The sequence below is a fragment of the Oceanisphaera marina genome, assembly GCF_014643915.1.
GTDB lineage: Bacteria > Pseudomonadota > Gammaproteobacteria > Enterobacterales > Aeromonadaceae > Oceanimonas > Oceanimonas marina.
The window spans coordinates 101,359-115,131 of sequence record NZ_BMKE01000001.1 but is presented as its reverse complement, the minus strand read 5'-3'; the positions used below and the strand labels follow the sequence as shown (position 1 = coordinate 115,131).

12 protein-coding genes are annotated in these 13,773 nt (G+C 55.8%); 7 read left to right on the top strand and 5 right to left on the bottom strand.

What is annotated here, in order from left to right; translation table 11 throughout:
• Nucleotides 1-5: 5 nt before the first annotated feature.
• The gene (gene kdsA, locus IEW52_RS00570) at nt 6-854 is read left to right on the top strand and encodes a 3-deoxy-8-phosphooctulonate synthase (RefSeq protein ID WP_188628136.1); all 849 of its coding nucleotides are present in this window, start codon (nt 6-8) and stop codon (nt 852-854) included.
• Nucleotides 855-1,430: 576 nt separating this feature from the next.
• Here kdsA and fadE read toward each other — a convergent pair.
• On the bottom strand, nt 1,431-3,863 hold the full coding sequence (fadE, locus tag IEW52_RS00565) for an acyl-CoA dehydrogenase FadE (RefSeq protein WP_188628135.1): 2,433 nt from the start codon (nt 3,861-3,863) through the stop codon (nt 1,431-1,433).
• Between the two features lie 253 nt (nt 3,864-4,116).
• On the opposite strand from fadE, the gene lpcA reads away from it, so the two are divergent.
• Nucleotides 4,117-4,698 (top strand): D-sedoheptulose 7-phosphate isomerase, encoded by a 582-nt coding sequence (lpcA, locus tag IEW52_RS00560; protein WP_188628134.1) that lies wholly within the window; start codon nt 4,117-4,119, stop codon nt 4,696-4,698.
• A gap of 5 nt (nt 4,699-4,703) precedes the next feature.
• Entirely contained in the window at nt 4,704-5,483 is a 780-nt protein-coding gene (locus IEW52_RS00555) for a class II glutamine amidotransferase (protein ID WP_188628133.1), read from the top strand.
• 54 nt (nt 5,484-5,537) lie between these two features.
• Here IEW52_RS00555 and IEW52_RS00550 read toward each other — a convergent pair whose 3' ends face one another.
• The 3 genes from IEW52_RS00550 to purM form a co-directional block, all read right to left on the bottom strand.
• Nucleotides 5,538-6,740, bottom strand: a complete 1,203-nt coding sequence (locus IEW52_RS00550) for an MFS transporter (RefSeq protein ID WP_188628132.1) — start codon at nt 6,738-6,740, stop codon at nt 5,538-5,540.
• An 87-nt stretch (nt 6,741-6,827) separates the two neighbouring features.
• Nucleotides 6,828-7,466 (bottom strand): phosphoribosylglycinamide formyltransferase, encoded by a 639-nt coding sequence (purN, locus tag IEW52_RS00545; protein WP_188628131.1) that lies wholly within the window; start codon nt 7,464-7,466, stop codon nt 6,828-6,830.
• The gene (gene purM, locus IEW52_RS00540) at nt 7,463-8,500 is read right to left on the bottom strand and encodes a phosphoribosylformylglycinamidine cyclo-ligase (RefSeq protein ID WP_188628130.1); all 1,038 of its coding nucleotides are present in this window, start codon (nt 8,498-8,500) and stop codon (nt 7,463-7,465) included. The genes purN and purM overlap by 4 nt, the downstream gene beginning before the upstream one ends.
• A 312-nt stretch (nt 8,501-8,812) precedes the next feature.
• Between purM and upp the strand changes: the two genes are divergently transcribed.
• The 4 genes from upp to hda all read left to right on the top strand — a co-directional run bounded on the left by upp (nt 8,813) and on the right by hda (nt 12,556).
• Nucleotides 8,813-9,439, top strand: coding sequence for a uracil phosphoribosyltransferase (gene upp, locus IEW52_RS00535; protein ID WP_188628129.1), 627 nt, complete (start codon nt 8,813-8,815; stop codon nt 9,437-9,439).
• Nucleotides 9,440-9,502: 63 nt separating this feature from the next.
• The gene (locus IEW52_RS00530; protein ID WP_188628128.1) at nt 9,503-10,771 is read left to right on the top strand and encodes a uracil-xanthine permease family protein; all 1,269 of its coding nucleotides are present in this window, start codon (nt 9,503-9,505) and stop codon (nt 10,769-10,771) included.
• Between the two features lie 62 nt (nt 10,772-10,833).
• Nucleotides 10,834-11,835 carry a DUF2066 domain-containing protein gene (locus tag IEW52_RS00525; protein ID WP_188628127.1) on the top strand — a complete coding sequence of 334 codons (1,002 nt, stop codon included), beginning with the start codon at nt 10,834-10,836 and terminating at the stop codon, nt 11,833-11,835.
• Nucleotide 11,836: 1 nt separating this feature from the next.
• Nucleotides 11,837-12,556 (top strand): DnaA inactivator Hda, encoded by a 720-nt coding sequence (gene hda / locus IEW52_RS00520; protein ID WP_188628126.1) that lies wholly within the window; start codon nt 11,837-11,839, stop codon nt 12,554-12,556.
• A 20-nt stretch (nt 12,557-12,576) separates the two neighbouring features.
• Here hda and IEW52_RS00515 read toward each other — a convergent pair whose 3' ends face one another.
• The gene (locus IEW52_RS00515; protein WP_188628125.1) at nt 12,577-13,728 is read right to left on the bottom strand and encodes a patatin-like phospholipase family protein; all 1,152 of its coding nucleotides are present in this window, start codon (nt 13,726-13,728) and stop codon (nt 12,577-12,579) included.
• Between the last annotated feature and the right edge of the window lie 45 nt (nt 13,729-13,773).

The following is a 13,773-nucleotide window of genomic DNA, read 5'->3' as shown; positions in this document are numbered from 1 at the left end:
TAGCGATGAAAACCGTTCATATCAATCATATTCCCGTTGCCAACGACAAGCCTTTCGTGTTGTTTGGCGGTATCAACGTGCTGGAGTCGCGCGATCTGGCCATGCGTGCCTGCGAGCATTACGTCAAGGTGACCGAGAAACTCGGCATCCCCTATGTGTTCAAGGCCAGCTGGGACAAAGCCAATCGCTCGTCCATCCACTCTTATCGTGGCCCTGGGTTGGAAGAGGGCATGAAGCTGCTGCAGGAAGTGAAAGACACCTTCAAGGTGCCCGTCATCACCGACTTGCACGAGCCGCACCAGGCCGCGCCCGTAGCCGAAGTGGCGGATGTGATCCAGTTGCCGGCCTTTCTGGCACGGCAAACCGATCTGGTCGAAGCCATGGCCAAGACAGGTCGGGTGATCAACATCAAAAAGCCGCAGTTTTTAAGCCCGGGGCAAATGAAAAACATCGTCGACAAGTTCATCGAATGTGGCAACGATCAATTGCTGCTGTGCGAGCGCGGGGCCAACTTCGGTTACGACAACCTGGTGGTCGACATGCTGGGCTTTGGTGTGATGAAAAAAGCCACCGCTGGGGCGCCGATTATTTTTGATGTGACCCATGCGCTGCAGTGTCGCGATCCGCTGGGCGAAGCCTCGGGTGGTCGCCGCGAGCAAATTGTCGATCTGGCCCGTGCCGGTCTGGCCACCGGTCTGGGCGGCATTTTTCTGGAAGCCCACCCGGATCCGGCCAACGCCAAGTGCGACGGCCCCAGCGCCTTGCCGCTGACCAAGCTGGAGTCGTTTCTGGCCCAGCTGAAAGCACTGGACGATCTGGTGAAAAGCTTTGCCGTACTGGATACCTCGAACTAAGTAGCGCCGAGCCTTCAGCGCCAGGCGCCCAGCTAAAACAACACCCCGAGCCTGCATTCAGGCTCGGGGTGTTGTTTTTTCTTCTTCCTGCTTTCAACCTGTCTCTTAGTCATAAGTCGCTAGCCAGTGAATTAATGCCCAGAGGCAACTGGGTACCCTCCTCCGACACGCTTTAGTAAGGACACTCATCATTTCAGCCCACTGCGAACATTCACTGGATGTTCGGTCAGGCTGAAATAATTCGTCTCGGCGAGGCGAGCTCGCCCCCTGCACGCTCAGCACATGACGTCCGACCGCCAAGGATGGCGGGAGTGTCAGCATTGCAGGAGCCTTTGCTGACCTGTCATGTGATGGTCGGCTGAGGCTATCCCAGCCGCCTCTTTTTAGACACCGAGTCGTCTGTGAGCATCACTGACCGACGGCACCGGTGTCAATGGGAAGGCAGAGGGTGTCTGCTCCGCCGACCATCCGCGCCAGGGATGGCGCGGTTTGAGCCCCCAAGGATGGGTTTACGGCGAGTCGGAGGAGTAGTACCCTCTGCCTGACAATCCACACTATATCAACAAATAGTTGTGACTAAGTGACAGGCTTACTGCTTCCGGTTTTCTTCGCCGGCAGGTCCATTGGATCGAAGTCATCCACGTTGATGGTACGTAGGCGACTGACTTCTGCCTGCTCCAGAATGCTGACTTCCTCTTTGTTGATAATGTCGGCACTCAGGGCTTCTCTGGCCAGAGCGTCCAGGCCGGTGAAGGGACGACGCCCCAATATTTCAACAATCTTGTTGAAGATGGGCTCAGCCTGTTGGATATCGGCAAAGGCCTGCTCCAGCATGCCCAGCGGATTGCCTTCTTCGGCGGTTAAATACAGCCCTTCGGCCAGCGCATCCCGTGCCGGGCCGGGGGTTTGCAGCGCCTGTGCCACTTTATGATCCAGCCTGTCCGAAGGGCGAGTCAGCGAGGCACCCCAGGGCATTACCAGGGCGTGCAACAGCTTGCCCAGCATGGGGGAGGGGAAGTTTTCCAGCAGCTCAATCACCGCAGTTTGTGCCTGATACAAGCCGTCCTGACAGGCCCAGTGCACTAAGGGCAATAGCTCGGCGGGGCGGCCGTCGTCGTTAAAGCGCTTCAAGGTGGCCGACACCAGATACAGCTGGCTGAGCACATCGCCCAGTCGTGCCGACAAGCGCTCTTTACGCTTCAGCTCGCCACCCAGGGTGGCCATGGCCACATCGGACAGCAGACTCAGATTGGCACTCAGGCGATTCATCTGACGATAGTAGGGCGCGGTGGCGTCACTCACTGGTGTGCTACTGAAGCGGGCATGGGTTAGGCCCAACCAGAAGCTGCGCACCGTATTACTGATGGCAAAACCGATATGGCCAAACACGGCATTATCAAACTGTCCCAGTGCCTTTTGCGCATCCGGCTCCTGTACCGACAGCATTTCACTCAGCACATAAGGGTGGCAGCGAATGGCGCCCTGACCATAAATGATCATGCAGCGAGTGAGTATGTTGGCGCCTTCTACCGTAATGGCGATGGGGGCACCCTGATAACCCCGCGCCAGATAATTGTTGGGCCCCATGCAAATGCCTTTGCCACCGTGAATATCCATGGCGTCGATCAGGCTGTGCTGGCTGCGGTGAGTGAGATGATATTTGACGATGGCGGAAATCACCGAGGGTTTCTCGCCCAAATCGATGCCGGTTACGGTCAACATGCTGGCCGCATCGGATAGATAGGCATTGCCGCCCAGTCGTGCCAGTGGTTCTTCAATGCCTTCCATCTTGCCAATCGGGATGCGGAACTGCCGGCGAATACGGCTGTAGGCGCCCGAGGCCAGTGCGGAAACACGAGTGCCTGCGGTACCGGTCGAGGGCAGGGTAATGCCGCGCCCCACCGACAGGCACTCGGTCAGCATGCGCCAGCCCTGGCCGGCCATGGCAGGGCCACCAATAATAAAGTCGATAGGCACAAACACGTCTTTGCCCTGGGTCGGCCCGTTTTGAAACGGCACGTTCAGCGGAAAGTGACGCCGGCCTATGGTGACGCCCGGCATGTCGGTAGGGATCAAGGCACAGGTAATGCCGAGGTTGGGTTGGTCGCCCAGTAAAGCATCCGGGTCTTGCAGTTTAAACGCCAGGCCCAGCACGGTGGCGATGGGCGCCAGGGTGATATAGCGTTTGTTCCAGGTCAGGCGCATACCCAGTACCTGCTTGCCTTGCCAGTCGCCCATGCAGACGATGCCCAGATCGGGAATGGCGCCGGCATCGGATCCGGCTTCGGGTCCGGTCAGGGCAAAGCAGGGGATCTCGTCGCCGGCGGCTAGGCGGGGCAGGTAATGATCTTTCTGTTCTTCAGTGCCGTAATGCTGCAGCAGTTCCCCCGGGCCCAGCGAGTTGGGCACACCCACGGTGGAGGCCAGCACCGCACTGGTGCTGCACAGTTTTTGCAATACCCGCGACTGGGCGAAGGCCGAGAACTCCAGACCGCCATACTGCTTTTTGATGATCATGGCAAAAAATTTGTGCTGTTTAAGGTAGTCCCACACCTCGGGCGACAGGTCGGCCCGCTCGTGGGTCACTTCCCAATCGTTGGTCATGCGACACACTTCGGCCACCGGACCCTCCATAAAGGCCTGCTCTTCGGCACTCAGCTGTGGTTTGGGATACTGATGCAGCGTTTGCCAGTTGGGCTTGCCGCCAAACAGCTCGGCTTCCCACCAGGTAGTACCGGCTTCGATGGCTTCGCGCTCGGTGGACGACATCTCCGGCATCAACCCTTTATACACCTTGAACATGGGAGCACTCAGCAGCTGGGTACGCAGCGGCGCAAGATTCAACACGGCCGCCAGCACCGCAAATACCAGCCAGCAGAGGGGGCCAACCTCTCCGAAGAGGGTACCCAACACCAGCACCGCGGTGGTTGCCAGGGTAAAGCTGCGCAGCGATGTGCGGCGATACGCCAGCACTCCCCAGGCAAGCACGAGTAGCAGAATGGTCATCATCAAGAACTCCTTGTCGGCATCAGCGGGTATAAACAGAAATCTGAGGTCAGACCTGTTGATGGCCTAGTTGTAATTGATGCAAATGTTTAAATCAAGTGATCAAGAAGTAAAATAAGCGCCCATCACCAAGCGCCCGGCGCCCAGCTAAATAAAAAACGGTGTCTGTCTTGAGCTTGGTGCTTGGCGCCGGGCGCTAGGCGCTTGATACAATCTATGCCAAAATGTCGGTTTATCGTGAGTGAGAGGCAATTTCATGTATCAGGATCTGATCCGTAGCGAACTGACAGAAGCCGCCGACGTGCTTAATCGCTTCCTGGCCGACGACGCCAATATTCAGGCCATCGAACAAGCGGCCAAATTACTGGCCGAGCGCTTCAAGGCGGGTGGCAAGGTGTTGTCTTGTGGTAATGGCGGTTCTCATTGCGATGCCATGCATTTTGCCGAAGAACTCACCGGTCGTTATCGGGAAAATCGTCCCGGCTATCCGGCCATTGCCATTTCCGATCCCAGCCATTTGTCTTGCGTGGCCAACGACTTTGGCTTTGAATTTGTGTTTTCCCGCTATCTGGAGGCGGTAGGGCAGCCCGGTGATGTGTTGTTTGGACTGTCAACCAGTGGTAACTCGGGCAATATTATCAAGGCCATTGAAGCGGCCAAGGCCAAAGGCATCAAGGTGATTGCCCTGACCGGTAAAGATGGCGGAAAAATGGCCGGCCTGGCCGATGTAGAAATTCGCGTCCCCCACTTTGGCTATGCAGATCGAATTCAGGAAGTGCATATCAAGATCATCCATATTCTGATCCAGCTGGTCGAAAAAGAAATGGAGCAAGAGTAAGCGATATGTGTGAATTGCTAGGGATGAGCGCCAATGTACCCACGGATATCTGTTTCAGCTTTACCGGGCTGATGCAGCGCGGAGGCCGTACCGGCCCTCATAAAGACGGCTGGGGTATCGTATTTTACGAAGGCAAGGGACTGCGCACCTTCAAGGATCCGCAGCCTTCCAGTCAGTCGCGCATTGCCAAACTGGTGCAGGAATATCCCATTAAAAGCTGCTCGGTGATTAGTCATATTCGCCAGGCCAATCGTGGCGGTATTGCGCTGGAAAATACCCACCCTTTTACCCGGGAGCTATGGGGCCGTTACTGGACCTTTGCCCACAATGGCCAGCTGAGCGGGTACGACCATCTGAAAACCGGGCGTCATAATCCGGTGGGCGAAACCGACAGCGAGCTGGCGTTTTGCTGGATTCTGGATGCCATGGAGCGTCAGTTTCCCACCAAACCCGATGACATGTCGGCCATGTTTCGCTATGTCGCCAGCCTGTGCGATCAGCTACGCGCTCTGGGGGTATTCAATATGCTGCTCACCGATGGCGAATATCTGATGACCTATTGCACCAACAATCTGCACTGGATCACCCGCCGTGCGCCCTTTGGGCCGGCAAGACTGATCGATGAAGAAGTGGAGATCGATTTTCAGAAAGAAACCACGCCCAACGATATCGTTACCGTCATTGCTACCCAGCCGCTCACCAACAACGAGCAATGGCACAAGATGCAACCCGGCGAGTTCAACCTCTTTCTTCTGGGTGAACGGATTGCCGCCACCGATCTGTGATGGCATGCGTTACCGTTCAACAACAACGGCGCTGCCAGGCAGCGCCGTTTCAGGTTAACAAGCCTCAGGCACCGGCTGTTTCCTGGTGATTTGCACGTAACTGAGCAGCCACATCATCAAGCCACCGCTAAATAACACTGCAGCCACATAGCCGGTTTGATGGGGCGCAGCCCCCTGTGCAATCGCGATGCCACCGACCCAGGGGCCAATGGCATTGGCAATATTAAAGGCACATTGCACCAGGGCGCCAATCATGGCGTGGCCATCGGGCGATACATCCATCAGCAATGTCTGGATCAGGGTGGCCAAACCGATACTGCAGCCGATAAAAAAGATCACCCCATACAAAAGCCAGATATGATGACTCGCCGTAACATAGGCCAGTGAAAATATAATGGCCCCCACCAGTACCAGGCCGGTGGTTTTAATGGCCGACTTATCGGCAGCTTTACCCAGCACATAATTGCCCAGCGTCGAGCCGATGCCAAACATCACCATGGCAATGGAAATGGTGTAGGCCGGGGTTTTGGTGGTGACCAGAATGGTGTCGGCAATGTAGGTATAAAGGCAGAATACCCCACCAAAACCGATAATGACGATCCCGAGAATGGACCAGATCAGCTTGTTTTTCAGCACGCCGAACTCATTGAGTAAATTCGATGGCTGGGCATTTTTAACGCTGGGAACGGTGTTATAAACGCAGATAAAGGCAATGAAGGCCAAGGCACCGGCTCCAGCCAGACAATAACGCCAGCTAAGGTATTGCCCGACCAGCGTCACTATGGGCACGCCAACAATGGTGGCAATGGTTAACCCCATAAAGACCTTCGACATAAAGCTGGCGCGTTTTCCGGCAGGCGCGATATCGGAAGCCAGTAAAATCGCCGCCCCAAAATAAGCACCGTGGGGCAGGCCGCTTAAAAACCGGAATAGCACCAGTTGTTCCAGTGACGTTGCGAAGGCACTTAAACTGTTTGCAATGCACATCATGCTTAAAAAGATCAGCAGCGCGGTGCGTTTTTTAATGTTTGCGGTGGCCAGCATTAAAATCGGGGCACCGACGACCACACCTATGGCATAGGCGCTAATGGCATATCCACTTTGTGACGGTGTGGTATTAAAGGTGTCGCTGATCAGCGGGAGCATCGGCATCATTGAAAATTCGGCCAGCCCCAGAATAAAGGTACCGAGAGCCAACACCACCAGAATGGCGACTCTGTTAACCTGACTGAATGCCGAGGTTATATCTGTTGTCATAACAATCCTTATAGGCTCCGCTTGTATTTACGCAACAAAAAACGCGCTTATGTCGCCATAAGCGCGTTTTTCACTGGCAAAAGAAGGTTACTCTTCGGCGTGGCCCTGGGCGGGCAGCAAGGCGCCGTCCAGATAGACCTGGCCCTGTTGCATCACCAAACGGCCATCGCAAAACCAGCGTACCGTTAACGGGTAAATGGCATGTTCCTGCACCTGTACTCGTTCGGCCACCGTTGAAGCGTCATCATCGGCAAAAATCGGCACTCGCGCCTGTAGCACGACCGGTCCGCCGTCCAGCTCTTCGGTGACAAAGTGCACGCTGCAGCCATGCTCTTTATCACCTGCATCAATGGCTTTCTGATGGGTATGCAGGCCCTGGTAACGGGGCAGCAAGGATGGATGAATATTCAGCATGCGACCCTGATAATGGCGTACAAACTCCGGCGTTAAAATACGCATGAATCCGGCCAGCACCACCAGGCTGGGCTGATAGCGATCAATGACCTGCATCAGGGCGGCATCAAAACCGGCGCGATCGCTATAATCCTGGTTCGATACCACCTGGGTGGCAATGCCCGCATCGCGGGCACGCTGCAAACCATAGGCATCGGCTTTGTTGCTGATCACCGCAGCTATCTGGCCGCCCAGCTGTCCAGCTTCAGACTGATCCAGCAAGGCCTGCAAATTGCTGCCATTGCCGGAAATCAGCACCACGATGCGGGTCATTTAATTTCAACCTGCTCTTCGTCGCCAACGGCATTATCAATGTTGCCAATCACCCAGCATTGCTCGCCGGCGTCTTGCATGAACTTGACGGCCGCATCGGCCTGGTCGGCAGGCAGGGCGATAACCATACCAACACCACAGTTGAAGGTGCGATACATTTCTGTGGTGTCCACGTTGCCGGCAGTTTGCAGCCAGTTGAATACTTGCGGCCACTGCCAGCTGGCGCCGTCAATCACGGCTTTGGCGCCCTTGGGCAGCACGCGGGGAATATTTTCCCAGAAACCGCCGCCGGTAATGTGGCTCAGGGCATGAATGTCAAACTGCTTGATCAGCTCCAGCACAGGTTTTACATAAATGCGGGTCGGTTCCATCAGCGCATCGGCCAGGGTAGTATCACCCAGCGGCTGCTGCAGGTCGGCGTTGCTGACTTCCAGGATCTTGCGTATCAGCGAGTAGCCGTTAGAGTGCGGGCCGCTTGACCCCAGGGCGATCAAGGCATCACCGGCGCCGACTTTGCTGCCGTCAATAATGCCGCTTTTCTCTACTACGCCAACACAAAATCCTGCCAGGTCGTAGTCACCGGCTTCATACATGCCGGGCATTTCGGCGGTTTCGCCGCCAATCAGGGCGCAGCCGCTAAGCTCACAACCCGCACCTATGCCGGTAACCACATCGGCAGCCGTGTCCACGTCCAGCTTGCCGGTGGCGTAATAATCGAGGAAGAACAGTGGCTCGCCGCCCTGAACAATCAGGTCGTTTACGCACATGGCGACCAGATCGATACCTACGCCCTGGTGGCGTTTAAGGTCGATGGCCAGACGCAGCTTGGTACCCACACCATCGGTGCCGGCGACCAGTACCGGTTCTTTATAGCCAGTGGGTAGCTGGCACAATGCGCCAAAGCCCCCGAGTCCGCCCATTACTTCTGGGCGTTGTGTGCGACGGCTAACGCCTTTTATGCGTTCAACCAGGGCATTACCAGCATCAATATCAACACCGGCGTCTTTGTAGCTCAGGGGATTTTTCTGCGTCACGAGTGGTTACCTTGTCATTGTTTTAGGAGCGGGTTAAGCACCAAACAGTCTCATTTAGCGCTAAGCTTGAAGAGGCATGCGGGCTGTTCCGTCTGTTAGTCACTGTTTCGTCCGCTATTCTAATTTAATGCGCAAGGCAGTGCCACCAACGTTGGCTCATGGTCTATGTTCTTGTGACATAAAAAACAGATACAGCAGGAGTAACATGACATATTTTGCAAAAAATCCCCCTGAAAGTCTGCCGTGGTACGCTATTTTATGCTAAAGTTCCGCGGTTTTTTTGTGCATCGCCTGAATCGGGAGAATACGTGAATGAAAGTCGTTGAGGTTAAACACCCTTTGGTGAAACACAAGCTGGGTCTAATGCGCGAAGCCGACATTAGTACCAAACGCTTTCGTGAGCTGGCAAAAGAAGTGGGCAGCTTGCTGACGTATGAAGCCACTGCCGATTTTGACACCGAAAAAACGACCATCCAGGGCTGGAATGGTCCTACCGAGGTTGACCAGCTTAAAGGCAAGAAGGTGACCGTAGTGCCTATCCTGCGTGCCGGTCTTGGCATGATGGATGGCGTGCTTGAGCACATGCCCAGCGCCCGCGTCAGTGTGGTAGGGGTATATAGAGATGAAGAAACCCTGCAGCCGGTGCATTACTTCAACAAGTTGGTCAGCCACATAGACGAGCGCCTGGCGCTGATAGTCGACCCCATGCTGGCTACCGGTGGCTCCATGATCGCCACCATCGATCTGTTAAAGGAAAAAGGCTGCCAGCACTTCAAGGTGATTGTGTTGGTGGCGGCACCAGAAGGTCTCAAGGCGCTGGAAGCGGCGCACCCTGATGTTGAGTTGTACTGTGCATCTGTTGATGAGCGGCTTGACGACAACGGCTACATCATTCCTGGCCTCGGTGATGCCGGGGACAAGATTTTTGGTACCAAATAAACAATAGGTAAATTAAAACCGGCACAGGCCGGTTTTTTTCTGTTCGAACAAGGTAAAGAAAAGATGAGTTCAGTAGAACAAAACGAGAGTCTGGCTGCCCCTGCCAGTGCCGCCAATACGCCACTGCGCCGAGCCCTGGCCGGGTCGCAAATGCTGTTTGTCGCCTTTGGTGCCCTGGTACTGATGCCGCTGATCACGGGGCTGGACCCTAATGTGGCCCTATTTACCGCAGGCTTTGGTACCCTGATTTTTCAGCTGTGTACCAAGCGTCAGGTGCCCATTTTTCTGGCTTCGTCTTTTGCCTTTATCGCCCCCATTTTATATGGCGTACAAACCTGGGGTATTCCTGCCACCATGAGTGGCCTGATGGCGGCGGGCCTCATGTATGTGCTGCTCAGTCAGCTGGTGCGCTGGCGCGGCACGGCCTTGTTGACCCGACTACTGCCACCGGTCGTGGTGGGCCCGGTGATCATGGTGATTGGCCTGGGGCTGGCGCCCATGGCGGTGAACATGGCCATCGGCAAGGCGGGCGATGGCTCAGCCGAACTGATACCGCAGAATATTGCCCTCTGGCTGTCACTGCCGGCTCTGATGACGACCTTGCTGGTGTCGACCATGGCCAAAGGCGTGTTTCGTCTGGTGCCCATTACCGCGGGTATTGCCGTGGGGTATGGCATGGCGTTGTGGTTTGGGGTGGTGGATTTCTCTTCGGTGCAAAATGCGGCCTGGCTCTCCATGCCACATTTTGTGGCCCCGGAATGGCACTGGCAGGCGGTGCTGTTCATGCTGCCGGTAGCCATTGCCCCTGCCATCGAGCACATTGGTGATATTCTGGCCATCAGCTCGGTCACCGGTAAAGACTATCTTAAAAAGCCGGGGTTGCATCGTACCCTGCTGGGTGATGGGCTGGCCACCATGGGCGCGTCCTGTTTTGGTGGTCCACCCAACACCACCTATTCTGAAGTGACCGGCGCCGTGATGCTGACTAAAAACTTCAACCCGGTGATCATGACCTGGGCGGCGGGCTTTGCCATTGTGCTGGCATTTGTTGGCAAATTTGGCGCCCTGATGCTGAGCATTCCTACCCCTGTGATGGGCGGCATCATGATTTTGTTGTTCGGCTCAATTGCTACCGTGGGGCTGAACAGCCTGATTAAACATCAGGTTGATTTATCCCAGGCCCGAAATCTGTGCATAGTGGCGGTGATCCTGATCTTTGGTATTGGTGGCATGGCGTTCGGCATCGGCGGTTTTAGCCTGCAGGGCATCAGCTTGTGCGGTATTGTGGGTATTCTTTTGAATCTTGTTTTACCCAAAACCCAAGCGCATTGAGTCTGGTTTGAACGGGGCTCTGTGGTTATCATGGGAACAGACTTTTTAATGATGGCAAAGAAATGGTAAAGAATCTGCTACTGGCTGCGCTGTGGGTATTTTCTGCGCTTGCCACAGCGCAATCGGTATTTGACGTGACCCTGAACCCGGCTCCCTACAGCCGGGACGAGGCCCGTCTGCAAGCACTGGACATAGTGCTGGCTCGTCTGTCTGGTGAGCAGGCCCGTCATTCCTGGGCGCAGGAAGAGGCCCGCAGCGAGATAAGTCGCTACCTGCAAAGCGAGTCGTCAGGCCCGGGTTACCAGGCTCGGTTTAACGGCCAGGAATTAGCGGCGCTGCTGAGCAGTGCCGGGTTGCCGTTTGCGACAGCGGCCAAGCCGAGCTTGTTGGTCTGGCTGCGGCAAAACGGTCAGGTGCGAAACGAAGCCAGTCGCGACTGGAAAAACGCCGCTGCCCGCTACCAGCAGCCATTGCTATGGCCATTATGGGACCTGGAAGATCACATGACATTGAACGGCTCCCAGGCTTTTGATGACAAGGCGTTGCGCCAGGCCAGCGAGCGCTATGATGCCGATTACTGGCTGGCCATAGAGCGCAATGATGAGACTCAAACTGCTGCAGCCGGTCGCTGGCAGCTGTTTACAGCGGCTCAAACTGCTCCCTTGTTGCAAGGCCGGCTGAGTGGCAATACCGATGCCGTCAGCGGCCTGATGGCCAAGTTGAATGACTATTGGGCTCGGCAAGCATCACCCTCGTCGTCGGTACTGGCATTGCGTGCAGAAAATACCGCCCCGCCGCAAGCGCTGGTGACGACGGAAGACGCGGCCGGTGAGCTGACCATAGTCGTGTCCGGGTTGCGGCAGTTTTCCGACTCTGTGTTGCTGGAACGTCAGTTGCGCGCGCTTGAGGGGGTTGAGTCTGTGTATGTGGTGGACAGCGTGGGAAATCAGGGACGATATCGTTTAAGCGTGCCCGGCTCGCGCGCCGCCATCCTGCACGCACTGAGTGGCGTGAGCGGATTAACCCCCCAGGGTGAACGCGCATTCAGCTGGTCGGGGAGCTAGGGTGACAAACGACGACGCAGAAAACCAGCCGGCTCAGCTGGCATTGGCCGTACAACTGCCGGATGACGAAACCTTCGGCAGTTTTTATCCTGGCGATAATGCACAGCTGATCACGGCCCTTAAAAATGCCGCCATTGGTCAGGGAGACGAACTGCTTTATATCTGGGGCCAGCAGGGCAGCGGCCGTTCTCATTTGCTGCACGCTGCCTGTGCCGAACTGGATGGTGAAGGGGAAACCGCGGCCTATATCTCGCTGGATACCCATCACAATATGTCCCCTCGAATACTGGATGGTATGGAGCAGCTGGCGCTGGTGTGCCTGGACAATCTGGATGCCATCGCCGGCATAGAGCCCTGGGAGCGGGCGGTATTCAACTTTTTCAATCGTCGCCGAGAAAAGGTCATGGGCTCTTTGGTGATAAGCGCAGTGAATGCGCCGCGTAATCTGGGACTGAGCCTGCCTGATCTGGCCTCGCGGCTGGACTGGGGGGTTGCCTATCAGCTAAAACCGCTGGATGACGAAGGCAAGCTCAGTGCCCTGCAATTACGCTCCGAGCTGCGTGGCTTCAAGCTCCCCACCGATGTGGGGCGTTTTTTGCTCAACCGGCTGTCCCGAGACATGAGCACTTTGCTGGCCGCCCTGGACTTGCTTGATAACGCCTCGTTTCAGGCCAAGCGCAAATTGAGCATTCCCTTCGCAAAAGAGATTCTGGGTTTTTAAGCGCTCTGGTGGCAGTGGACTTAGCTGGTGCGCTTTAACCTGGGTTCAACCACTAAAAAATCACACACTTCTTCCAGCCTCGCCTGAGTATCCTGATAACCCAGCTCAATCAGCTCGCGGCAATACCCCTGTTCAAACAGCAAAAAGCTGGCCAGTCCGGTGGCGTCACCGGCATTGACGCCAAACAGCCTCAACAACGCGCGAATATTAGACGGCAACTTGTGAAAGTGCTTGTGGGTGAGATCGTCCAGATTCTGGCTGGGCTTGAGCACCAGATTGTCGATATGGCGCAGCGACAATTGCTCGCGTTTGCGCTCGGGCACCAGCCTGATGGTGTTGTTAATACGCTGCAGCCGCTCTATATCCGAGGTAAGAGCATCGGTAAACACCGTATCCAGCAAGTGGCCGGCAATGTCCGAGCTGCTGGGGTCACTGGGCAGGGTGTCGGCATCACTTTCATCCGGTGCCAGGCTGATGATTAAAATTCGCTGAGCCCCCAGGTGAATGGCCGGGCTGAGCGGATTCAGCTGATGAATGGAGCCGTCACCATAGTGGTGGTTCTGCAGCAGGCAGGGTTTAAAAATAAAGGGCAGGGCGCTGGTGGCCATTAAATGCGGCGGAGCAATAATGGCGGAGCGGCCCGAACGACCGGCTCTTGCCCAGGGTTGATGATAAGGCCGCCCCTGATAAAAAGTGGTGGAGTCGCCGGTATTGTAGTTGGAGGCGGTTACCGCCAGCACCTCCAGGGCTCCATATAACAGGTTGTTATCAATACGCTGAAAGTCGATGACCTTTTCCAGCAATCGCTCCAGCGGGCTGTTATCGAACAGGGGCAGTGCAATCTGGCTCGGTTTGCCCAGCAGGCCACACAACAGGCTCTTAAGAGAGTGCTGAATGACTTTGCCCGCCTGCAGGCGCAGCACATCTTCGGTGTTCAGGTGCCGCCACACATATTCCAGTTTACGCACCCCAAGGTGAAAACAAGAGGCATAGCATGCCAGCGCAGTGGCATTGATGGCACCGGCGGAGGTGCCACATAGAATGGGAAAAGGAATGGGCTGACCACGGGGATAACACTCGGAAATAGCCTTCAGTACCCCTACCTGATAGGCGGCTCGTGCGCCCCCACCGGTCAATACCAGGGCGCAGGGATTACTCGCTTCTAGTTCCATTAATGACACTCCCTTTTCACCCAGTATAAGGGGTGGATTCTCTGT

Excerpts from the sequence above, each read along its gene's own strand:
- IEW52_RS00530 (WP_188628128.1), top strand. The coding sequence starts at position 9,503 with ATGAGTTCAGTAGAACAAAACGAGAGTCTGGCTGCCCCTGCCAGTGCC.
- upp (WP_188628129.1), top strand. The coding sequence starts at position 8,813 with ATGAAAGTCGTTGAGGTTAAACACCCTTTGGTGAAACACAAGCTGGGT.
- fadE (WP_188628135.1), bottom strand. The coding sequence starts at position 3,863 with ATGATGACCATTCTGCTACTCGTGCTTGCCTGGGGAGTGCTGGCGTAT.
- kdsA (WP_188628136.1), top strand. The coding sequence starts at position 6 with ATGAAAACCGTTCATATCAATCATATTCCCGTTGCCAACGACAAGCCT.
- IEW52_RS00515 (WP_188628125.1), bottom strand. The coding sequence starts at position 13,728 with ATGGAACTAGAAGCGAGTAATCCCTGCGCCCTGGTATTGACCGGTGGG.
- purN (WP_188628131.1), bottom strand. The coding sequence starts at position 7,466 with ATGACCCGCATCGTGGTGCTGATTTCCGGCAATGGCAGCAATTTGCAG.
- IEW52_RS00525 (WP_188628127.1), top strand. The coding sequence starts at position 10,834 with ATGGTAAAGAATCTGCTACTGGCTGCGCTGTGGGTATTTTCTGCGCTT.
- lpcA (WP_188628134.1), top strand. The coding sequence starts at position 4,117 with ATGTATCAGGATCTGATCCGTAGCGAACTGACAGAAGCCGCCGACGTG.
- IEW52_RS00555 (WP_188628133.1), top strand. The coding sequence starts at position 4,704 with ATGTGTGAATTGCTAGGGATGAGCGCCAATGTACCCACGGATATCTGT.
- IEW52_RS00550 (WP_188628132.1), bottom strand. The coding sequence starts at position 6,740 with ATGACAACAGATATAACCTCGGCATTCAGTCAGGTTAACAGAGTCGCC.